The sequence below is a fragment of the Streptomyces griseoviridis genome (genome assembly GCF_005222485.1).
GTDB classification, from domain to species: Bacteria; Actinomycetota; Actinomycetes; order Streptomycetales; family Streptomycetaceae; genus Streptomyces; species Streptomyces hintoniae.
The window spans coordinates 6748423-6768078 of the sequence record NZ_CP029078.1; the positions used below are offsets into that span (position 1 = coordinate 6748423).

Annotated in this window: 18 protein-coding genes and 1 pseudogene; 5 read left to right on the plus strand and 14 right to left on the minus strand. The window is 68.4% G+C overall.

The genetic code is table 11. The features are described 5' to 3' along the window. Positions 1-292: 292 nt before the first annotated feature. Together DDJ31_RS29290 and DDJ31_RS29295 are read right to left on the minus strand one after the other, a co-directional pair. Entirely contained in the window at positions 293-811 is a 519-nt protein-coding gene (locus DDJ31_RS29290; protein WP_127177391.1) for a hypothetical protein, read from the minus strand. Positions 812-845: 34 nt separating this feature from the next. Then, positions 846-1058, minus strand: a complete 213-nt coding sequence (locus tag DDJ31_RS29295; RefSeq protein ID WP_127177390.1) for a hypothetical protein — start codon at positions 1056-1058, stop codon at positions 846-848. A 304-nt stretch (positions 1059-1362) separates the two neighbouring features. Here DDJ31_RS29295 and DDJ31_RS29300 point away from each other — a divergent pair, with 304 nt between their 5' ends. Both DDJ31_RS29300 and DDJ31_RS29305 read left to right on the plus strand, forming a co-directional pair. Beyond that, entirely contained in the window at positions 1363-2850 is a 1488-nt protein-coding gene (locus tag DDJ31_RS29300; protein ID WP_240678037.1) for a restriction endonuclease fold toxin-2 domain-containing protein, read from the plus strand. 43 nt (positions 2851-2893) lie between these two features. Next, positions 2894-3340, plus strand: coding sequence for a hypothetical protein (locus tag DDJ31_RS29305; protein ID WP_127177389.1), 447 nt, complete (start codon positions 2894-2896; stop codon positions 3338-3340). Positions 3341-3390: 50 nt separating this feature from the next. On the opposite strand, the gene DDJ31_RS29310 is transcribed toward DDJ31_RS29305, so the two are convergent. The 10 genes and pseudogenes from DDJ31_RS29310 to DDJ31_RS29355 all read right to left on the minus strand — a co-directional run bounded on the left by DDJ31_RS29310 (position 3391) and on the right by DDJ31_RS29355 (position 14380). Beyond that, the gene (locus DDJ31_RS29310; RefSeq protein ID WP_127177388.1) at positions 3391-4905 is read right to left on the minus strand and encodes an ATP-binding protein; all 1515 of its coding nucleotides are present in this window, start codon (positions 4903-4905) and stop codon (positions 3391-3393) included. Between the two features lie 176 nt (positions 4906-5081). Beyond that, positions 5082-6374, minus strand: a pseudogene (locus DDJ31_RS29315) (lantibiotic dehydratase family protein); the annotation flags it as partial. Positions 6375-6504: 130 nt separating this feature from the next. Further along, the gene (locus tag DDJ31_RS29320; protein ID WP_127177387.1) at positions 6505-6711 is read right to left on the minus strand and encodes an FxLD family lanthipeptide; all 207 of its coding nucleotides are present in this window, start codon (positions 6709-6711) and stop codon (positions 6505-6507) included. A 58-nt stretch (positions 6712-6769) separates the two neighbouring features. Beyond that, a complete protein-coding gene (fxlM, locus tag DDJ31_RS29325) occupies positions 6770-7993 on the minus strand; it encodes a methyltransferase, FxLD system (RefSeq protein WP_127177386.1) in 1224 nt (407 codons plus the stop codon). A gap of 238 nt (positions 7994-8231) precedes the next feature. Then, entirely contained in the window at positions 8232-9593 is a 1362-nt protein-coding gene (locus tag DDJ31_RS29330; RefSeq protein WP_240678036.1) for a phosphotransferase, read from the minus strand. Positions 9594-9899: 306 nt separating this feature from the next. Beyond that, positions 9900-10742: an SAM-dependent methyltransferase gene (locus DDJ31_RS29335; protein ID WP_127177384.1), complete on the minus strand. Its 843-nt coding sequence runs from the start codon at positions 10740-10742 to the stop codon at positions 9900-9902. Beyond that, positions 10732-11901, minus strand: a complete 1170-nt coding sequence (locus DDJ31_RS29340; protein WP_127177383.1) for a protein-L-isoaspartate O-methyltransferase family protein — start codon at positions 11899-11901, stop codon at positions 10732-10734. The genes DDJ31_RS29335 and DDJ31_RS29340 overlap by 11 nt, the downstream gene beginning before the upstream one ends. Then, a complete protein-coding gene (locus DDJ31_RS29345; RefSeq protein WP_127177382.1) occupies positions 11898-12389 on the minus strand; it encodes a response regulator transcription factor in 492 nt (163 codons plus the stop codon). Before DDJ31_RS29345 ends, DDJ31_RS29340 begins: the two co-directional genes overlap by 4 nt. Positions 12390-12701: 312 nt before the next feature. Further along, positions 12702-13391, minus strand: a complete 690-nt coding sequence (locus DDJ31_RS29350; RefSeq protein ID WP_240678034.1) for a DUF6415 family natural product biosynthesis protein — start codon at positions 13389-13391, stop codon at positions 12702-12704. 554 nt (positions 13392-13945) lie between these two features. Continuing rightward, on the minus strand, positions 13946-14380 hold the full coding sequence (locus tag DDJ31_RS29355) for an ATP-binding protein (protein ID WP_127177380.1): 435 nt from the start codon (positions 14378-14380) through the stop codon (positions 13946-13948). Positions 14381-14598: 218 nt separating this feature from the next. Between DDJ31_RS29355 and DDJ31_RS29360 the strand changes: the two genes are divergently transcribed. The 3 genes from DDJ31_RS29360 to DDJ31_RS29370 all read left to right on the plus strand — a co-directional run bounded on the left by DDJ31_RS29360 (position 14599) and on the right by DDJ31_RS29370 (position 17998). Then, positions 14599-15390 carry an aminotransferase class IV family protein gene (locus tag DDJ31_RS29360; RefSeq protein WP_164784880.1) on the plus strand — a complete coding sequence of 264 codons (792 nt, stop codon included), beginning with the start codon at positions 14599-14601 and terminating at the stop codon, positions 15388-15390. Between the two features lie 78 nt (positions 15391-15468). After that, the gene (locus DDJ31_RS29365; protein ID WP_127177378.1) at positions 15469-16329 is read left to right on the plus strand and encodes a formylglycine-generating enzyme family protein; all 861 of its coding nucleotides are present in this window, start codon (positions 15469-15471) and stop codon (positions 16327-16329) included. A gap of 427 nt (positions 16330-16756) precedes the next feature. Next, positions 16757-17998, plus strand: a complete 1242-nt coding sequence (locus DDJ31_RS29370; RefSeq protein WP_127177377.1) for a helix-turn-helix transcriptional regulator — start codon at positions 16757-16759, stop codon at positions 17996-17998. 58 nt (positions 17999-18056) lie between these two features. On the opposite strand, the gene cutA is transcribed toward DDJ31_RS29370, so the two are convergent. Further along, positions 18057-18380: a divalent-cation tolerance protein CutA gene (cutA, locus tag DDJ31_RS29375; RefSeq protein WP_127177376.1), complete on the minus strand. Its 324-nt coding sequence runs from the start codon at positions 18378-18380 to the stop codon at positions 18057-18059. A gap of 220 nt (positions 18381-18600) precedes the next feature. After that, entirely contained in the window at positions 18601-19644 is a 1044-nt protein-coding gene (gene add, locus DDJ31_RS29380; RefSeq protein WP_240678033.1) for an adenosine deaminase, read from the minus strand. Positions 19645-19656 lie beyond the last annotated feature (12 nt).

The following is a 19656-nucleotide window of genomic DNA, read 5'->3' on the forward strand; positions in this document are numbered from 1 at the left end:
GCGCTTGCCGGGCCGGTCGCGGCCGGCGGCGAGGCGGTCGCGCAGGGCGTCGGGCGCTCCGTCGAGGAGGTCGGTGCCGAGGGAGGACCAGCCTTGTGGCGCGTCGTCGATGAGGTACGCGGCCAGGGCCTCGGTGTCGTCGGCGAACCGGTGCTGGTGCGCGGTGAGCAGCAGCGGCAGGTGATGGCTGGGGTAGCCGTCCCAGTGGACGTACGTCCCGGCGTAGCCGGTGGCGGTGGGGCGGGCGATGACAGAACGAGTGGACAGAGAGATTTCCTGTCGACGGGGCGGGTCAGCGGGAGGGGCGGCGTGCGGGCGCGGCCGGTGGCGCGGGTGCCGCCGCGGGGCCGCTCGTGGGCTGTGCCGGGGCTGACGGGTGCGTGCGCCGGTAGGTGTCGGCGAGGTGGTCGTCGGTCAAGTAGCTGAGCTCGTACCCGAGTTCGGACAGCTGCTCGGCGTGCCGGCGGTACCGTTCGGCGATCTTCGGCTCGTGGCTGCGCTCGCACCACTCGGCTGCCGTCTCCAGGAACTGGTGCAGCTCGCTCAGAGCGCTGTGTCCGTCGCCGAGGACGGCGGTGGCGACGGCCTGGAACTCGGCGGTCGTGCGCACTTGGTACAGCCGGCGGGTCCAGGCGATGACGCTCTGCCCGGCGTCCTCGATCGTGAGGCTGTCGGTGAACTGCTTGGCGTCGTGGGCGGCCCAGCGGTGCAGGTCGTCGGTGGTGGGCCGGTTGCCGCGGTGGTCTTTGATCTGCTCGCCGGTACGACCGACGTTGTCGTACAACTCGAAGTCGGGGTGGGACAGGGACAAGGAACTCCTCGGGGCGTGGAGCCGGGCCGCGGTGCTACGCGTGGGTCGTCCGTCCGGAGGCGACGGGCGGCCCGGAGGCGTCGGTGCGGGCGCACGTGTAGCCGCTGGCGTCCCAGACCCGGTCGGCGATGGGGAACGGCTCCTCGTAGGTGAGATGGCGGTAGCACTCGCTCCTCCGGGCGCCGGGCAGGCGGCTGGCGAGCGCGGTGGCGAAGGCGGACAAGCAGGTGGTGCTGGGCGTGGACAACGATTCCTGAAGTGCGGTTCGGCAGACATTAGTTGGTCCCTCGGCCTTGGCGCGGGGTCCGGGGCGGGCCAGCCGGGCGCGGCTGGGGTTCCTGTGCGCGTCGGAGGATCGGGGGTCTCGGGAAGGGTGCAGTGGCGGCCATCGGTCTCGTTCGTGACGGGTGGGTGCCCGAGGCACGCCACTGCCCTCGTGTGCGTTGATCGCAACCGTGTACGGTGCAAGGGGTGTTAGGGCAGGTGCGGCGAGGGAAACGTTGGATATTCGGCATCAGACGGAGAACTTCGTCAACGCGTCATGGTCCCTGGTGGAGCTGCGTGACCTGATCTTCGACATGCTCAGCCTGTTGTCCGCAGAACTCGGCGAGAGCGGGGGCATGGCGGGCGACGACGAGGCGGGCCGGGCCTTCGCCGCCGTGTACAGGCAAGCGGTGAAGACGGTCTTCGACCAGGCTGGCTTCGCCCACCGGGTGATGGCCAACGGTGCGAATGCGCTGATGAGGTCCGCCGAGGAGTTCCTGAAGACGGAGAGCCGGATCGCCGAGGAGCTCTTGGCCCAGAGCCCGCAGGGCCCGGAGATCGGATCACAGCCGTCCGGCCCGGACTGCAGCCCGCGCGCCAGTCACCACGCCGAGGACCTCCCCGAGGTGGTCGGCGAGACCAGCGGCGTGGACCAGTACCTGTTCAACGAGCGTTTCCTCGGCCAGCCGGGCAAACTGCGGGCCTCGGCCGGGTCCTGGCGCAACGCGGGCAAGATCCTTGAGAGCGCGTACTGGGACTGTGAGGCGGCGTGGAAGACCGCCACCCTCGACGAGGTGGGTACGACGGCGGATGCGGTCGAGGAGTTCTTCACCAGGTTCGTGGGCAAGCGGTCGCCGTCCAGTGCGGTGAGCGAGGACGAGACCCTGATGGCGAACCTGCCGTCGGCGTGCAAGATGCTCGCCGATGCCTGCGAGGCGTACGCCGATCACATCGAGACCGCCCAGCGGCGGCTGCCGTACGAGCAGACCTCGCCCACCAGCGAAGTGCTGATGCCGTGGGAGCAGCCGAGATTTGGTGGGGATGGTTACGACGGCGGCCTGCACGACCTGATCTCCGCCGACACGAGGATCACTTCGCTGGGCCAGATCCCGCCCGCGCTGGACAGCTCCCACGCCCGGGTGAAGATGCCGCAGCCGGACCAGCACAGCCTGCTGCCCGCTCTGCCGCCGTTCCTGGCTCCGCTCATCCGGGTCCCGACGCTGGTCCCGGTGGCCTATCGGCCGGCCAATGGCCCCCGCGTCCAGCCGATCCCGCCGGCCACCCCGGCCGACCCGCGCTTCCCGCCGCTCTCGCCGGGCGAGCGCACGAAGTTCCAGACCTGGCTGAGCTCGCTGCGTGAGGGCGACTTCTCCGGGGGGCGGCCGGCCGAGATCGCCTACCAGCGGCGGGTGGCCGGCTATCCCGAGTTCGAGGTCCCCATCCCGTCCGGGCTGAGTGCGAAGAGCACCCTGATGGTGGACGGCTTCCGCGACAGCGACGGCATGGCGGTCGAGGCCAAATACGTCAACAAGCCCGATCAGCGCTGCTACCGCTCCCTCGACGAGCTGCGCGAAAACCATGCGTCGGGGAAGAAGGACTTCCTCTACCGGTCGGACCGCGACGAGCTGAAGAAGTACGCCGCCGCGCTCCACGACCCCCGGAATGCGCAGATGCGGGGCGTCGAGACCGTTACCAACAATCAGGACGCCGTCCAGTACTGGCGCGTCATGATGGCCGCCTACGGAGTCCAAGGCCACGCCCGCTACGTTCCCTGACCACCCTCCGCGCCGCCCGCAGCCCAGGAAGCAGCCTGTCACGATGGAACCGGAAGAGATCGCAGCACTTCGCACCATGTACGTCTTCACCCCGCCGGAAGGCGAGAGCTGGGGCCTGACGTACGAGGACCTGGCTGCCAGACTGCGCGAGCGCAACCCCGAGGAGTTCGTCCGCATCGACGACGGCACGGACGGGCCGGTCACCGGTTCCTCGATGCACTTCGGCGTCACAGTGGACGGCGAACAGTTGGAGGGCATGGCCCTGCTGTCGCCCGAGGGGGTGTCGGTCATGGACTGCACCGTCGGCTTGGCGTCCGGCTTCGTCACCTGGCTCAGGTCGGACGTGGTGCCGGAGGACATGACCGTCACGTTCAACACGGAGTGGGGGCTCGAAGCCGATCTTCCCGACGGGCCTGTCCCAGACGCCGATCGCCTGCACATCGCCGCCGTCTTCGCCGAACATCTCGTGGAGACGGGCGACCTGGACTGACCGTGTAGAGACGCCTCTTGCGTAACCGGGCTGGCCCACATTTCGCCCTTTCAATGCATGCGGGCGTCGGTGTCGAAGAGCGCCAGTTCGTGGGGGTGCAGGAGGTGCTGCACGATGAAGCTGCGCCCCGCGACCTTCCACAAGCCGCGGCCCCGGTTGAGGTGGGAGATCGCGCCGGTCTCCACCGAGGTCAGGCCCAGCAGGGCTGCTGCGGCATGGAGTTGGTCGGTCTCCTGCCGGTAGATGATGCGGGTGGAGCAGTCGGCGAGCAGACCTTCGGCCAGGGCCCGGCCGCGGGATCCGGCGTCGCCCGCGCTGAGCAGGTCGGACAGCCGGTGGATGACCATCAGGTTCGCGATGCCGAGTCCGCGGCTCAGCTTCCACTGGGACTGCATGCGCTGCAGGAGGCCGGGGTGGCGCATCAGGCGCCAGGCTTCGTCGTAGACGATCCAGCGTCGGCCGCCGTTCGGGTCGGACAGTGCGGATTCCATCCAGGCGGACGCGCAGGTCATCGCCAGGACCAGGGCGGTGTCGTCGCCGGATCCGCCCAGGCGGGACAGGTCGATGGTGAGCATCGGCGAGTTGGGATCGAAGGCCACCGTGCTTGGGGCGTCGAACATCCCGGCGAGGTCGCCGTGGACCAGCCTGCGCATGGCGTGGGCCAGGTCGCGGGAGGCGTCGCCGAGGTGGCCGGACATGATGCCGCCGGCCCTGTCGAGTTCGTCGGGGTTGTTGAGGGTGGCGGCGATGTCGCCGAGCAGCGGGGTGCGACCGGTGGCGGCGGCGCGGGTGACGACGGCATCCAGCGCGACGTCGAGGCCGGTGTGCTCCATCGGCAGCAGGTCCCGCCCGAGCACGGTGCGGGCCAGCGAGCCGAGCAGCAGCAGGCGGCGCTTGCGGATCTCGCCGGCCCAGTCGGCCTCGGAGACGCTGTTGGGCCGCGGCGCCGCGTCCAAGGGGTTGAGCTTTCCGGGCAGGCCCGGCCCCAGAGCGATGGAGGTACCGCCCAGCGCCTGCGCCACGGGCGTCCATTCCCCCTTCGGATCACACGGGACGTAGACCCGGTACCCGAATGCGATCGACCTCAATGCGAAGCTCTTCGCCAGCGCCGACTTGCCCTGCCCGATCACCCCGGCCAACAGCACGTTGGGGTTGGTGAAGCCCTCGATTCGGCCGTACAGCGCGAACGGGTCGAAGCAGAAGGAGGCTTCGGCGTGGACGTCGCGACCGATGTAGATGCCCTCGGCGCCCAGGCCGCCTTCGGCGAGAAACGGGTATGCCCCGCTCGCGGTGGCGGTGGTCATGCGGTGAGCGGGCAGCCTGAGCCTGTTGTTGCGGGAGGACGCGGGGCCGGGTCGCCCGGCGGGCGGGAACGGGGGCTGCGGCATCTCCTGTTCCGCTACGCCGACGCCGCTGGTGTGGGCGGCTGCTTCGACGCGGGCCTTCGCGGCGGCCTCGGCGAGCTGCCGACGGGCAGCCTTGCGGGACGCGCGATCGGTGCCGTGCGGGGTGAACAGGGGGCTGGCGCTGGCGCGGCGGACGCGGCGCGCGGGCCGGTGGCTCATGACGGGGCGGCTTTCACGGGACAGCGGTCTGGACGCGGCGCGGGGTCAGACGACCGGCGAAGCGGTGAACAGAATCGGGCTGCGATAGCTCTTGCCGTCGCCCGACCAATCCAGCTGGATGTAGCCGTCGGCGAGGAGGCGTGGATCTCCACAGCGATCTCAGCCCGGGGCACGGGCAGCAGCGGTTCGGTGTGGTGGGCGGTCAGGTCGGCAATCGTCGCCCGGGTGAGGACCAGTTCACGCCTCCCACCGAGCATCGCCCCCTGGAGCAGGCGCAGGATCTTCTCGTCCCGGTCGGTCACCTCATATGGCGGGCGGGCGCGCTCGGAGCCCAGGAAGCCCGCGGGCAGGCCGAGGCCGCTGTCCGCGACCAAATCCAGTACGGGCACGAGGGCCTCGTCGCCGTACCGGTCCAGGAACTGCTGGTGGTAGTCGCACCAATGCCGATACCCGTACGGATGAGGCGACAGCTGGTGCATGACCTGGGCTGCCTCGGCGGCTTCGGCCAGGAGGGCTTCGGGGATGTAGGCGGTGCAGTCCAGTGCGGCGTCGACCAGCAGCGGGACGCGGCCGGTGGAACTCACGCGCTGCATGCTCTGCGTCAGCGGGTCGCCGAGCGTCCAAGGGGCGACGGTGTCAGGGTGATTCAAGCCACCCCGGATCGAAGCGAGCTGGGAGGCCAGCTCTGCGATATCGGGTATGCCGGTGGCGTCTGCTTTCTCCAGCTCATCGCATATGTGGGCGAGCGTGTCGACGGACGTCATCGGGGGCCACAGACTGCTGATCAGGATGTGCTTGCTCAATAGGTCGGAGATCAGGCCGACGAGCTGCTCAGGGCGTGCGGTGGGGAACTGCCCGGACAGACGGTGCACAAGCAGCTCGTACGGGATCGGGGCGCGGGCAGCCTCCAGCACGGCAGCCACGGGCCGGGTCAGGCGGACCGACAGCTCGATGGGGGCGTAACCGGAGGTGTGCGCGTCAGTCGGCATCCCGTCCACCACGTGCCGGTTGCCGCGGGAGCGGCCGGTGTTGTTGGCCACGACCGTCAGCCGGGCCAGCAGAGCGGGGTGGCTCTCCAGGCGGGTAATGACGTCCGTCAGCCAGTCGGAATCAGGCCGCAGAACAGTCCGGTACCCCTCACCCCACAGAATGTGGGCGGCTTGAGCGGACTCAGCGGGGGCGACGCCGGCGAATACCCCGAACGGGGTGGGCCGGTGGTTCCACCGCAGGAGGTACGCGGCAACAGACCGGACGGCCCGCCTGATACGGCGGCCGTCGGTGACGGTGCCGTTCAGGATCTCGGCGACGCGCTGACACAGGACGGGGCTGGCTGCGGACAGCGCCGTCGGCACTGGAGCGCGCCATACCTCCTCCAGCCACTGCCGACCACGGATCGTGGCGTCGTCGCCGTGCAGGTCAAAGTCCGGCACAGGGATCGGCCGGGAAGCGGTGGAGGCGCGCAGCAGCATTCCAGGCTGCCACTGATACGTGAGGGGTACTCCGTGGGCCACCGGTGTCCCTTCCTGTTGTGGGGTGCGCGGACGGGGGGTGCCGGGGCGGCAGCGATGAGTCGGCTGTCGCCCCGGCGGACGCCACGTGTCAGGCGGCGTCCTCGATGGAGGACTGGCAGGCGCTGGCCCCGTTCACGCAGGTGTTGCCGCAGCCGTCGCTGGTGGGGCACATGAAGACAGTGAGGGGGCTCTCGGAGATGACGACCTTGATGTCCAGCTCGAAGTCGTCGTCGGCGAGGCCGTCGACCGGCAGCACGGCCGGGGCGGTGGGGTGGTCGAGTACGGCAGTGGTCATGCGATCACTCTCTTTGTCCGATGGGATGGTGCAGAACGCCCTGGCCTAGCGCCGCGGTTCAGACGGCTGGCCAGGAGATCGAAATCCGGCTGTGCCTCTTGTCGATGATCCGGTCGCCGGTGATCCGGTCATCGGGCGTGCCCGCCGGGTAGACGGCGATGCGCGGGCCGTCAGCGCCGCGGACCTTTTCGCCCCAGGTGCGGACGATGTCGGCGATTCGCTCAGCGAACTCGGCCGCGTCGGGCCCGAAGGCGTGGACGCCGTACTCTGCGGTCTTCTTCTCGGTGTCGCGGCGCACGACGGTGTAGGCGAAGTGCGGCCCGTCGATGGCGACCATGGACCAGCTGCTGCCCGTGGGGCCGATCTTGCCCGTGGCCAACTCGGGGTTGGTGGACATGAAGCAGTACGTCGGGACCTGCGTGGACAGGTACATCTGGAGGGTGCCGATGGGCTCCTGGCTGGCGACGGTCACCCCGGTCCACGTCTCGGCGCGGGCGCTGTCCAGGACGCCGTCCAGCAGCGAGGGGTTGGCGGGCAAGCCCTCGTCGAAGCGCAGCGTGACGCCCTCCTCTCCGGGCAGCTGCATGACCTGCTGCGTGTGGGAGCCGGCGCCCTGTGCCGCCACGAAACCGCACACGTGGGCGCTGGTGGCGACGAGGTGGTCAGCCTGCCGGACGAACCCGTAGGTGCGGGTCAGGCCGTTGATGCGGAGCGGCACGACGAGCCGGCCATCGTCCTTGAGCTGGTCGATCCAGGCGGGCGGGATGTCCCAGGCGCCGACCGTCACCACGATCGCGTCGTAGGGGGCGTGCTCGGGAAGGCCGTTCTCGGCGTCGGCGACGACGACGTTGACGCTCGCGTAGCCGGTCTCGGTGAGGAACCGCTTGGCTCGGTCGGCGGGCGCGGGGTCGATGTCGACGGTGGTGACCTGACCGGTGGGCCCGACCAGCTCCGCGAGGTACGCGGCGTTCGGCCCGTTGGTGCCGATCTCCAGCACGTTGTCGCCCGGGCGGATGCCGGCCTGCTCCAGCTGCATCGCCTGGATCTGCGGAGCGGACACTGAGCTGGTGTGATTGCCGTGCTCGTCCTCCTGCGTGATCACGGCGTTGTACGTGCTGTATGCGTCGCTGAGCGATGCCTCCGGTACGGCAAGGTGCCGGGGCACCTTGCGCATGGCGGCCTCGACCGCGGGCGACACGATCGTGCCGTCCTCCTTGAGCTGGTCGACGACCTTGTTGCGGAGCCGGGTGGCCTCGTCGGGGGCCACGGTCACATCGGTCATAGAGGGATTCCTTACGGGGCCTCGTGCGCCTTCGCCTCCGGCGTCGGCGCCAACTGCAGGGTGGTTCGGCGATGGATGCCGGCTGGCGGAAGCCGGCGTTTCCTCAGCGCCCCAAGGGCAGCTCCTGAATCCGTTCGAAGGTGTAGGTGTGGTGGTCGGGACCGGTCGAGCTGCCTGCGCCCGTACTATCGCCAGGCATGCTCATTGACCCGCTCCGATGTCGTGGGATCGGATGTCGTCATGCCTCCTTTCGGAGCCGGTGCAGGGTGCGATGCCCGCGCTCGACGAGTTCGGGGTCGCCGTGGGTGGCGCCGTACTGGATGCCGCTGAGCGCGTCGAGGGCCGACAGACCCTTGAGCGCTTGGGCCTCGTCCGGGGACAGCATGCGGCCGTAGCCGTCGAACAGGGCGGCTTCGAGTTCGGGCGCGTCAATCCAGGTGTCGGCGATGCGCACGAAGTCGCTGACGAGGGGCCCGATTTCCGCGCGTTCCCAGTCGATGAGGGCCAGGGTCCCGTGGTCGTCGAGCAGCAGGTTGCGCCGCTGTACATCACCGTGGCGACGGCCATGAGGGACGGGCGGGACACGGGGCAGGTGCAGGGCGAGAGACCGCACCAGCGTCTCCTCTCCGGGCTCGAGGAGCCCGTCGGCTGCCGCGAGGTGCCGCTCCAGCTTGGCCAGCCCGCCCAGGGCCTGCGCCATCATCGGGGGCTCGCCGAGGTGAAGGGCCCGCAGGAGCTGCCCGAGCTGGCGGTAGACCGACTGCCAGGCGGCCATGCTCAGGTCGGCGCCGTGGAGTACGCGGCCGGGAAGCGCAGTGACGATCACGGCGAGCTGTTCGGGGTCGGCGGCGACGAGCTGCGGGGCGCGGTCGGCTCCGAGGGCTGGGGCCCACTCTCTCAGGGCGCCCACCTCACGCTGGTGAAACTTGGGCCCCTGGTGAACCTTCAGGAACCAGCTCCCGCTGTCGCGTCCGGTCAGCCGCCACACGCGGGAAGCCTCCCGCGCCCAGGAGGCATCCGTGGCTCCCTTCAGCGGGCCGATGGTCTGCTCGGCGAATGTGCCGAGCTGCTCACCCAGTACGGCGTAGGGCTCCGGCGCCCGCGTGGGCAAGGGGTGCAGACGGCTTGGCCCGTTCGCGTCGTAGACGATCGGGTCGTCGGGTTCCTGGAGATGCAGGGCGAAGGAGTGCCCGTCCCGGTACGCCTCCAGGCCGGCCCGGCAGTACGCCACCATGTCGTCGGGCAGGTCACGGAGGGCAAACCAGTCCAGCTGTGAGCAGCGGTCCGGTTCGGCGATGCGCGGGACGCCGAACCACCGGGTGACCTCGAAGAACCAGCCGGTGCGATTGTGACCCTTGGGGCTGCGGTGCTGCATCACCAGCGCGACGCGGACATCGGCCGGCCGGATGATGATGCCCAGCTCCTCCTCGGCTTCCCGGACCAGCCCGGCGACCACGTCCTCGAAGTCGCCGTCGAGGTGCCCGGAGGGCATGTGCAGCAAGCCCGAGGCGTAGGTGTCGCCCGCCCTCCGGCTCAGCAGCACCTTGCCGCCACGCCGCAGGATGAGATGGACGTCGACCGGTTCCCGGTGGCGCTGCACGATGTCGTCCCCGCCCCGATGCGAGGCTGCCTGCCCGTTCACCGCTGGCCCGCCAGACGGGGGTGCGGCCGACGCCGACTCGCGTCCGGGCACCGCGGCGTGACGTCGGCGAACCGCCCCACAACGGGGTTTACGGGAACGCGCGCGAACGCGCGGGTGTGGGGCATGCGGATCTCCGGGGTGCAGACGTGACGTCCAGCGTCAGTGACCGCGACGCCCGGGTGCCCGTTTCCGGACGTCACGGATTCTATCCGGGACACCATTGAGAGTTGGCTGGTCACCGGCTTGATCACGCCGATCTGCTGATCACACAGCTCGGCCACGCGCGGCCTCCTTTCGGGCCGTGCCGGCGTACGACGCGGCCTGGGGCAGGACCGGGTATTCGAGTGCCAGTGTCTGTGGCGCGGTCAGGCCCGGGGAGCTCAGTTGCCAGCCGTCGAACAGCCGGGCGATCTGCTCCTTCGTCCGCAGGTGGACGGGGCAGCCGGCCGCCGTCATGGTCTTGGCGAATCGGCGCACGGGCTTGCCCGAGACGTCGGCGGTGGCGTGCGTGACGACGAGAGCGCTGCCGGTGGCGGCGACGTGCTTGTACTGGTCGACGAGGACGGCCAGGGGCCGCGCCACGGTGTCCTCGATGTGGTGGAGCACGCTACCGAATAGAAGGATGACCGGTTCTCGCCAGTTGATCGTCTCCAGGATTTCTCTGGAAGCGAGAACCGACTCGGGGTCGCGTACGTCGGCGCACAGGCTCTCGACGACAGCGAGCGCCTTGCCCGTCATCATTGCGTCGGCGTGGGTGTGCACCAGCACGTCGTTGTCGATGCACACGGCGCGGGCATCGGGATGAATGCGGGTCAGGACATCCACCGGCGTGGGGCCGTAGGGAAGGCCACAGCCGAAGTCGACCAGCTGCCGGATGCCCGCGATGGCCAGGGCCTGCACCATCAGGAGCACGTACATGCGCTCGTGGCGCACGGCGCTCTCCAGGAACGGCATGCGGTCGGCCGCCCGACGGGCCCCGTCACGGTCGACGATGTAGTGGTCTCGCCCGCCGAGCAGGTAGTTCTGCATCCGGGCGCTAGACGGACGTGCCTGCAACTCGGCGATCGCTGCGGAGGGGTGGAGGAGCATCGGATGATCAGGTCGCATGCCGCTCCACCTCGTTAGTGGTCGTGTGGAGTTCGGGCAGACGCCACGACGGACCGCCCGGTGCGCCGAGCCACAGAGTGTGTTCGGTCTCCGTGATCGTCACGCCCAGCTGCTCAACCTCTGGTTCTCCGGCCGCGTGCCACTGACCGAACGCGTCGAACAGATCGGAGCCGAGATCGCGCGGCCCCCACTCGTAGATGCGGGGGGAGTGGAGGAAGACCACCGCCCGAGACGCCTGGTGGTCATGAATACGCAGGCGGTCGGCAACGTCGCCTTCGAGCTGCGCAACGCCGCGCACGACCTGCAACCGAAGGTCAGGGCGAAGCAGGCCGGCGAACAACCGGGCCGCCGACCGTACGTGCGCCCCCCTCGCGTCCAGGGCTTCCGACGCCCTCGGGCTGCCCTGCGACTCGACGGAGGTGCCCTCACCAGGGCGGTGCTCGCGCAGCCACACGGTCTGCGGAGCCGGTCCGGCGTGGAAACGTCCGCTGGCCGACGCCCCGTCCCGCGCCACGGTCAGGACGAGCAGCGTGCTGGATCCGCCCAGCGCGGTACGGACGGGCAGGCACAGTCGGCCGCCTGGACGAACCAGGGTGACCCATTCCCACGGCACACGGCGTACCGCACGATGGCACAGGAGCCCGTGGAACGAACCCGCCGGTCCCAAGAACCCGGCCTGAGACCCGCTGACCACCTGAACCCGCGGGTAGGGGCGTAGGCGCTGTCGGGCGATCTCGGCGAGACGTTCTGTGTCCGCGACCGTCACCACCTTGCCGCCCTGGAGAAGGTGCTCCAGAGAGGCTGCCGTCCAGCCGCAGTCCGTGCCGATCTCGGCCACGGCCGTTCCCGGCACTGGAGCGAGCGCGGCCAGGCGTGCCGTGACGTCTTCTTTGGACGGGATCACTCCCGTGACGATGCCGGGGCCGCCCTCCCCACCGTCGTCGACGTCGAACACGAGCATCTCGGAGCGATGGACGAACTTCGCCCACTCGCCGGCGTTCTTACTCCGGTCCACCCTGCGCCAGCGGCCACCTCGGTGCGTACGGATCACGTTGGGCACGAAGTCCTGTCGCCGATCGCAGGTGAACACGTCCCCGGCGTGCTGGTGAACGTGGCCACTGCCCGGTCGCTGGCTGCCGGCCTCGACGCGGGCGTTCATGCCTGTCCTGCCATGGCGACGACGTCTCCGGAGTTGTCACGGCCGGTCGCGGGGCCCAGGAGACGGAACTGCCATCCTCGCGTGACCGCGTGTGCGGCCGAGGAAGCGCCCAGCGCCCGCAGCAGGCGTCGAGCGTCCTTGCGCACGTCGTCCAGTGGACGCTTCTCGTCGGCCGCGATCTCCTCGACGGTCTGTCCGCCGGCGAGCCCTGCCAGGACGGTGTGCTGCTCCTTGGGCAGCTCGACGACGTGGTCCACAGGCCCGGGGACGTCCAAGTGCCCGTGACGGTAGGCGAGGTCCACCATGCTCGCCCGCTCGGAAGTTCCGAGCTTTCCGCCGATCCGGAGGATGTACGTCTTGACCGTGCTGTCGGACACTCCCATGTCGCAGGCCGTCTCCGCGGTCGTCCTTCCCTGAGAGATGCCCAGCAGAGCCTCCCGCTCCTGAGAGGAAAGCGGCGGCGAGATGGTCTCGTCCGGGGCCGGCATGGTCGTACTCCTTCGGTGTTCTGGCACAGTCGTCGTCTTATCGGGGCCAGCCCACTTTGCTGGTCGGCTGGTTGGGGCGTGAGCTACGAACCGCCGTACAGCTGCAGGGCGAGTTCGGCGAGGACGTAGACGGTGGGCAGGCTGATGGCGGTAGCGAGGAGGACGGCGCCCCGGTGCTCGCGAGCCTGTTGCCAGCCACGTCGAACGCGCCCTGGGGCCGGCTCGTCTTTGCGGGGTGAGCCCGAATTCGGTGGGGCGGCCGGAGCACGGTGAATCCGCTGAGGATGCGCCGCGCGATAGGACCCGGTCATGTCACTCACCGTCCCGCTCGCAGTCCTGTTCGGCGTAGCGCAGCAGGGTCTCGGTGTGGACCGCGAGACGGTATGCGTGCTTCCTAGCTGCCTTGAGCCCCTCTCCCGGAGCGACGTCGCGGGCCTCCTGCGAGCGTTCGATCGCCTCACCGCATGCGGACCACCCGCGACTCCCGGCGGCGAGCGATTCCAAGTGGATCGAGACGTAGGGGACGAGCGTCGTGACGTAGCCGCTGAGCGCTCGCGTGACCGCCGCGAGGGTGCGCGGATGCGGGTACACCCCCGCCTGCTCCCAGGACTTCGCCGCACGAATGGCTTCGCGGATACGCGCCGAATCGAACCCGGCGCATACAGTCCTGCCCCAGCCGTCGACCGCGTCGTCAGAGGCGCCGGCAGGAGGAAGGACGGCGAGCAGCTCCCGCCCGACCTCGGACATCCGCCGGCGCAGGGACGCCGCACGCACGGTGTCGCCGGGAATCTCTTCGTCGAGTAGCGCACGCACGCGTATGACCAGTCGAGCGTCTTCCAGAGGAGGCTCGTTGGCATCGACAGGAACGACTGCTCCGAGTAGTCGCATCAAGTGACCGCGCATGAGGAGCAGTTGGACGTGTCGTTCGTCCGGGTCTTCGCTGACGGAGGCAGTCTCGGCGAAGACAAGTCTGGTCACTTCGCGGTGAAGGGTCTCCTGCACCGCGACAGGCGATGGTCCAGGTGCGAGGGTCGATACAACGGTCCTCAGGTCAAGGCTCAGTTCCCTGAATGAGCCCTCCGGCCAGGACACGCCGTCCACCTGCCCACTGCCGGCTGTGGGGGCCGAGGTCGTGGTGCGAGGCATAAGGGGAACTCCATTAGTGAGATCCGAAGTTGGCGATCTGGACGTCGCCTCGGCCGCCCCCAAAGAGGAGCCGCCGAGGCATTTCGAGCCGCCACTCGCCGACAAGGGCGGTTCGCTCGAGGAAGACACGGCGTGGCGAGCTACACGGGCATGGTTCAGGGAGCTCGGAGACGCCGGTACCGCCGCACAGGACTCGGTCGGGACGTCCTGGGACGTCCGGCTGGACGGATCACCATCACGGCCAAGCAACCCAACAGAAGTACGCCGTTGGGGCTGGGTCGTTTCGTTGCGGCCCACAGATGGCCCTGCTGGGGTCTCGGAAGTAGGTGGGGATGCAGGTAATGGCCCTACATCGTCGGTCGAGCGACGCCGATTCAGCTCTGTGGCGAGTTCTCGTGTGACTGCGACCATCACGGCCTCCTCGGAGGGACACGGAAGACGCACCACGTCGTCTTGCCGTCTTCGCTGACGCCCCACTTCCGTGCGAGGACGGCGACGAGGAACAGGCCGCGGCCCGAGACGTCCTCGTCGTCAGCGGAGCGCAGTTCGGCCGGGGCCGGGTTGTCGTCAGTGACCTCGATCCGCAACTCGTCGTCGGGGTACCGGACCTGGAGTCCCAAGTCTCCGATCCCGTGCTCGACGGCGTTGGTCACCAGCTCGGAGACGGCGAGCACGATGTTCTCGGCCAGTTCGCCCTTCACGTTCCACAGGCCCAAGAAGTCGCGGGTAATCCGGCGTGCCTCGCTGACACAGGCTGCGTCAGAGGTAAAGGCCACGTCGAAGACGCGCGACGCCTGCGGCAGCGCCTTCGTGGCGGCCGACGCGACGGCTGTGGCGGGGCTCATCGAGGACCTCCCGGGTGGGCGGTGTGGGGGAGCGTGCGGCACGCGGCGCCATTGCGTCGCGTGGCACGCCTCGTTCCGTCGATCACGGGGCGTGTTCGCACGGTGACCAGCGAACACCGTGCGGTATTGAAGAGGGAAGGAAGTTTCAATGAAGTTGACTCGTCAGTAACCACGTTTGGGGTGCCGCAGGAACGGACGGCCCTGACATGCTGGATGGCATGGCAACTCTTGATGGAAACCCCGTGTCCGCAGACGACTTGCTCCCCCTGGCCCTGACGAACTCCGGTCACTTCACGTCCATGCGCGTCGATGGCGACGGCAGCATCCGGGGCCTGACGCTGCACATGGAACGGCTCGTGCGGGACTGCAAGACCGTGTGGGGCGCGGACCTGGACACTGCGCTCGTTCGCGACTGCGTCCGCCGGGGCCTGGAGGGACAGAGCGGTCCGTGCGTCGTCCGAGTCACGATTTATGACCCGAAGGTCGAGATGGGACACCCGGCCGACGCCGACGAGCCGCACATCCTGGTGTCCGTGCGTAGTGCCGGCGCCCTGCCGCCGGAACCGCTGCGCGCCATGAGCGTGCCGTACGAACGCGACCTGCCCAAGGTGAAGCACGTCGGTCTCTTCGGCGCCCTGCACGCTCGTGCGGCAGCGCAGCGCGCAGGGTTCGGCGACGCGCTGTTCGTCGGCCGCGATGGTCTCGTGAGCGAGGGCGGTACCTGGAACGTCGCCTTCATCGACGGCAACGGGACGGTGGTGTGGCCGCAGGCACCCGTGCTGCCCGGTGTGACGATGGCCCTCCTGCAGAAGCACGCCAGCGGCGTTGAGCACCGAACCGCTCCCGTCACCCTCGACCAGGCCAAGCGCATGGCGGCAGCGTTCGCGACGAACACCAGCATCGGGGTCCGCGCCCTGTCGGCGATCGACGACAAGGAACTGCCAACGGAGCACCCCGTGCTGAGCGCGCTCCGCGAGACGTACCTGTCCATCCCCGGCGAGAGCCTGTAGCCGCAGGGGGCGAGCGTGACAACGGGGGTCACACGGTGGACCGGCCGGGAAGTTGCTCTGTTGCGTGAAGCGCTGCGCATGAACGGCAAGGACTTCGCCGCCAAGGTCGGCATCAGCACCAGGCAGCTCGTGAACTGGGAGGGGCGGGGCGAGTCGATCAAGCCCCACCCCAACAACCAGGCCGCGCTGGACACCATGCTCTCCACATCGACCGCCGACGCCCAGTGGCGGTTCGCGCAGCTCCTCACCGAGCAGGCCGCGGTAGGGCACGACGAGCGAACCGAGGAACTGCTGCGCCGCGACCCCCGCACCATAAGGCATCCGGTCGACGGCAAGATCATGGTGCTGATCGAGGAAGGCATCTACCTGTCCGGCCCTGAGGACGCGTCGATCTGGGTGGATACGTACCGGATCGACGTCTACCCGACGACCAACCTTGACTATGAGCAGTTCATCCGCGCCACAGGACACCGGCCCCCGCAGCACTGGACCGGCCAGCGCTGCCCCAGCGCCCTGCACGACCATCCTGTGGTCTGGGTGACGTGGCACGACGCCGACGCGTACGCCCGCTGGGCGGGCAAGGCGCTGCCCACCGTCAGCCAGTGGGAGAAGGCGGCCCGCGGCCCGAAGGGGCGCGCCTACCCCTGGGGCAGCGATCCCACCGCCGCGAAGTGCAATACCGCAGAGTCGGGCATCGGCGGCACGACACCCGTCACCCGCTACCAGTCCGGAGTAAGTCCCTACGGTGTTTTCGATCTGTGCGGAAACGCATGGGAGTGGTGCTCCACGCCAGGAACTGACGGGCCGGGCCGGTACCAGTTGAAGGGCTCGGCGTTCAGCAGCCCGTTCGAGCGTGCCGCGCCGGCGCTTGAGAATGCGGCCAATTCCACGATGAAGGACAACGACACCGGGTTCCGCTGCATCGCAGCCGCCCCGTAGCTCGGCGCTGGGCGAGGCCGTGGTGAGCCAGCCCGAGCATGCGCTCGTTGTCGGCGTCGAATTCAACGGGTGCTTTAGCGCGGTGATCCCCTGCACGTCCTCCTTGGGACGCACGGAACCGATCAGACCGTGACTGTCCTTGGGGGGAACGCCAGCCGTCTCTCGGGCAAGAAGGGGCAAGCCTCGACCCGACAGCCTGGCTGTGTTACAGAGTCGGTCTCTCCTCAGCCAAGCTCCGGCCGCCGGGATGGTCCTCCTCGCAAGCGGGGGCGGTGCCGCCCTGCGGAACGTCGTCATGAGCCCATCGCATCGCATGCCTGGGCCCCGGACCAGGGGAATTCAGAGGGGGAAAAATCTGTCAAGGGGGGAAACTGGAGGGGGAATTGAGGCCATGATTGGATTCCGCCCCCGGACAGAGGTCACACTCATGGCAGATCCGTTCGCCGAACTGCTCCTCCGGCTCCGGAAGGACGCAGGCCGGACACAGGAGCAGCAGGCAGCCGCCATTAACGCTGTCTCCGGCCGGGACACCATGACCCGTCGAGAGATCAGCCGCTACGAGCAGTTTGAGAACGTCCCAACCAACCACACGCTGGAACAGATCGCGGCGGCCTGCGGTGTCTCATTTGAAGACTTGAGGCGGGAGGCCAAGGCCGCTCGCATCAGGAAGAGAAAGGAATACGTCCGTGATGAGGAGGACCAGGAGGACGTGAAGCGCCGCACGTTGCTGGGGGGCGCCGCCATCGGCGTGAGCGCGGCAGCCGAGCCCTGGGGACGGCTGGCCCTCGCCCTCAGTAAAGGCTCCAAGGCCGACGCGCCATCCGTGGCCGCGCTCGTCGACCGAGCCGCTGAATTGCACATCCAAGAACTCAGCCTCAGTGCACGCCGCTTGCAGCGCACCGTCGAGTCTCACCTTGACGCGATCACGGCAGCTTTGCCCCGTGCCGGCGAACACGAACGGGTTCTCACCATCGCCGCCGGAGAAACCGCAGCCCTGGCTGGGTGGGTGGCCTGGGACCTGGGGGAAACCAACAAGGCGAATGCCTATTATCAGGTCACGTCGGAGTGTGCATCAGCTGCCGGACACCCTCCGCTCCGAGCCTTGGCCCTGACCTACGCCAGCTACGGAGCTCCGACGCCCAAGGAGAGGCTGAGGCTTCTTTCCCAGGCAGCTCAAGACGTTCGAGGCCACGGCAACGCCACGGCCGCCGCCTGGGTGCTCGGCAGGCACGCCGAGGAGGCTGCGGCGCTCGGCGACGACACAGAGGCACTGCGCGCATTGGAGCGAGCGCGTTTCGCATACGACTTTGCGGATCACGCAAGCGAGCAGGCGTGGGTCCGATTCGTGACGCCTTACCGCATGGACTCGCTGGCACTCTCCGTGTACGGACAGCTGGGACGATCCGAGCTGACCGCCACAGCCGCCGCCGCCGTCGAACGCCTGGGGGATGACCTATCGGATGGAGGTGTTGTCGTGCTCGGCGACCTCGCCTCCGCGCTGCTACGCGGCGGAGATGTCGAACAAGGTGTCTACGTAACACGTCAGTTTGCGGCTGCGAGTCAGGCCAAGCCCAATACGATGGGCAAGGAGCGCGCCCGAGTCATCGCGACCTGGCTTCCCGACAACGAGCGAGAACTTGCCGATTATCTAAGAAAGATCGCGTCTTGAGGCTCGTGCCACACCCCACGCAGAACTCGCCCAGGACCCGAGCGCATCGCGCAGCGCGTCAGCGCTTGGTCGTCTCCTCAACGACCCAGGACAGGTAAGCACCCGATCCGCCCGTCACAGGAAGGGTGACCCACTGCGGCACCTCGTACGAGTGCCTCTCGGACACCCACGCCTCAAGCTCCGGCAGCCGGTCAGCGGTCGTCATGTACGAGATCCGCCACTCCTTCGCCGTCTCGATCTCACTCCTCCACCAGTAGACGGCGGTGAACGGCGCGTCGATGTGAGCGCCGGCCGCAAGCTTGCTCTCAACCGCGCCTCGAGCCAGTGCCTTCGCCTGGCCTTCGTCGTCGATGGTCGTCTGCGCAATCACGATGTCGGTCATGCCACTACCTCTCAAGCCGGGAGTACCCGACCCTATCCAGCGCCTTCCCGTGGGTGCGCAGGCACCAGACCACGAGCTGACAGAATGCGCACGGCCTCGGTCCGGAGTCCGGAGGACCTGACATCGGGCGCTCCTTGGTTTCCGTGAGCTTCGTAAGGTCTCCATCGCAGTGCTGCTCTCCGAGAGCAACCAGGTGAAGCCGTCTGGAGGTTCCGTGGTTTCACCGCGTATCGCAGTCTTCGTGGTCACGGTGGAGACGTTGGTCCGACAAATCGGGGACGTCCTCTTTCGTCCATTCTTCGATTTTGGTCAAGGTCTGGGCGATGAAATCAGTGGGTGCCCCGGACGATTGGATCGATGTGCTGGCTATCGCAGCCAGTTGTCGGTCCGTCATCGATAGGTGGCTTCGGGCGGTTTGGTATTCCGCGAGCACGCTGTTCTGCAGCAGCAGCGGGTCGTCGGAACCCAGGGAGCACAGCACCCCGCTCTCCAGGAGATGCGGCAGCGGATGTTCTTCGATGTGCTTGACGACTCCCAGAACGTAGTTGGACGCCAAACACACGTCCAAGGTGATCCGTTCGTTGGCAAGCCGTTCCACGAGCGCCGGGTGTTCGACGGCGCGGACTCCATGGGCGATCCGGTCGGGAGACAATATGTCGAGTGTGCTGCGGATGCTCGGTTCGCCCAGGAGTTCCCCGGCGTGCGGCGCGATGATCAGTCCTGCATCCCGGGCGATCGCGAAGGCTTCCCTGAAAGCTTCCGGAGGAGTGGCGGCCTCATCGCCAGTAAGACCGAACGCCACAACGCCGCGGCCAGCATAGTCGGCGGCGAGCCTCGCGAGGACAGTGGCATCTCGCGGATCGCGATTGCGGCTTGCGCTGAGCGTGATTCCAAAGCCGACGCCGATGGATCTGCCTGCTGCAACTCCGGCGTCCAAGACCAGGTCAAGCACGTCTTCGGCAGAGCCGAGCGCGGGAGCATAGGTTGTGGGATTGAAATGTGGTTCGATCCAGACCGCCCCTGAGGCTGCCGCGTCCTCGACGACCTCACGCACGAGGCGCCGCATGTCACTTCGTGTTCGAATCAGCTTAACGACGGCTCGGTAACAGTGCTGGAACTCGCCAAACGAGCGGTAGCAACCGACCTGTGGCGTCGGCTCGGCATAGGTGCTTGCCAGATCCGCGAGGGTTCCGGGTCGCATGGCACCCTCCAGGTGAAGGTGCAGGTCTGCCTTCGGCAGGTTCGCGAGGGTGCGGTCACTCAAGGCGATATCCCT

Excerpts from the sequence above, each read along its gene's own strand:
- DDJ31_RS29305 (WP_127177389.1), top strand. The coding sequence starts at position 2,894 with ATGGAACCGGAAGAGATCGCAGCACTTCGCACCATGTACGTCTTCACC.
- DDJ31_RS29310 (WP_127177388.1), bottom strand. The coding sequence starts at position 4,905 with ATGAGCCACCGGCCCGCGCGCCGCGTCCGCCGCGCCAGCGCCAGCCCC.
- DDJ31_RS29320 (WP_127177387.1), bottom strand. The coding sequence starts at position 6,711 with ATGACCACTGCCGTACTCGACCACCCCACCGCCCCGGCCGTGCTGCCG.
- fxlM (WP_127177386.1), bottom strand. The coding sequence starts at position 7,993 with ATGACCGATGTGACCGTGGCCCCCGACGAGGCCACCCGGCTCCGCAAC.
- DDJ31_RS29335 (WP_127177384.1), bottom strand. The coding sequence starts at position 10,742 with ATGCGACCTGATCATCCGATGCTCCTCCACCCCTCCGCAGCGATCGCC.
- DDJ31_RS29340 (WP_127177383.1), bottom strand. The coding sequence starts at position 11,901 with ATGAACGCCCGCGTCGAGGCCGGCAGCCAGCGACCGGGCAGTGGCCAC.
- DDJ31_RS29345 (WP_127177382.1), bottom strand. The coding sequence starts at position 12,389 with ATGCCGGCCCCGGACGAGACCATCTCGCCGCCGCTTTCCTCTCAGGAG.
- DDJ31_RS29355 (WP_127177380.1), bottom strand. The coding sequence starts at position 14,380 with ATGAGCCCCGCCACAGCCGTCGCGTCGGCCGCCACGAAGGCGCTGCCG.
- DDJ31_RS29360 (WP_164784880.1), top strand. The coding sequence starts at position 14,599 with ATGGCAACTCTTGATGGAAACCCCGTGTCCGCAGACGACTTGCTCCCC.
- DDJ31_RS29365 (WP_127177378.1), top strand. The coding sequence starts at position 15,469 with ATGAACGGCAAGGACTTCGCCGCCAAGGTCGGCATCAGCACCAGGCAG.
- DDJ31_RS29370 (WP_127177377.1), top strand. The coding sequence starts at position 16,757 with ATGGCAGATCCGTTCGCCGAACTGCTCCTCCGGCTCCGGAAGGACGCA.
- cutA (WP_127177376.1), bottom strand. The coding sequence starts at position 18,380 with ATGACCGACATCGTGATTGCGCAGACGACCATCGACGACGAAGGCCAG.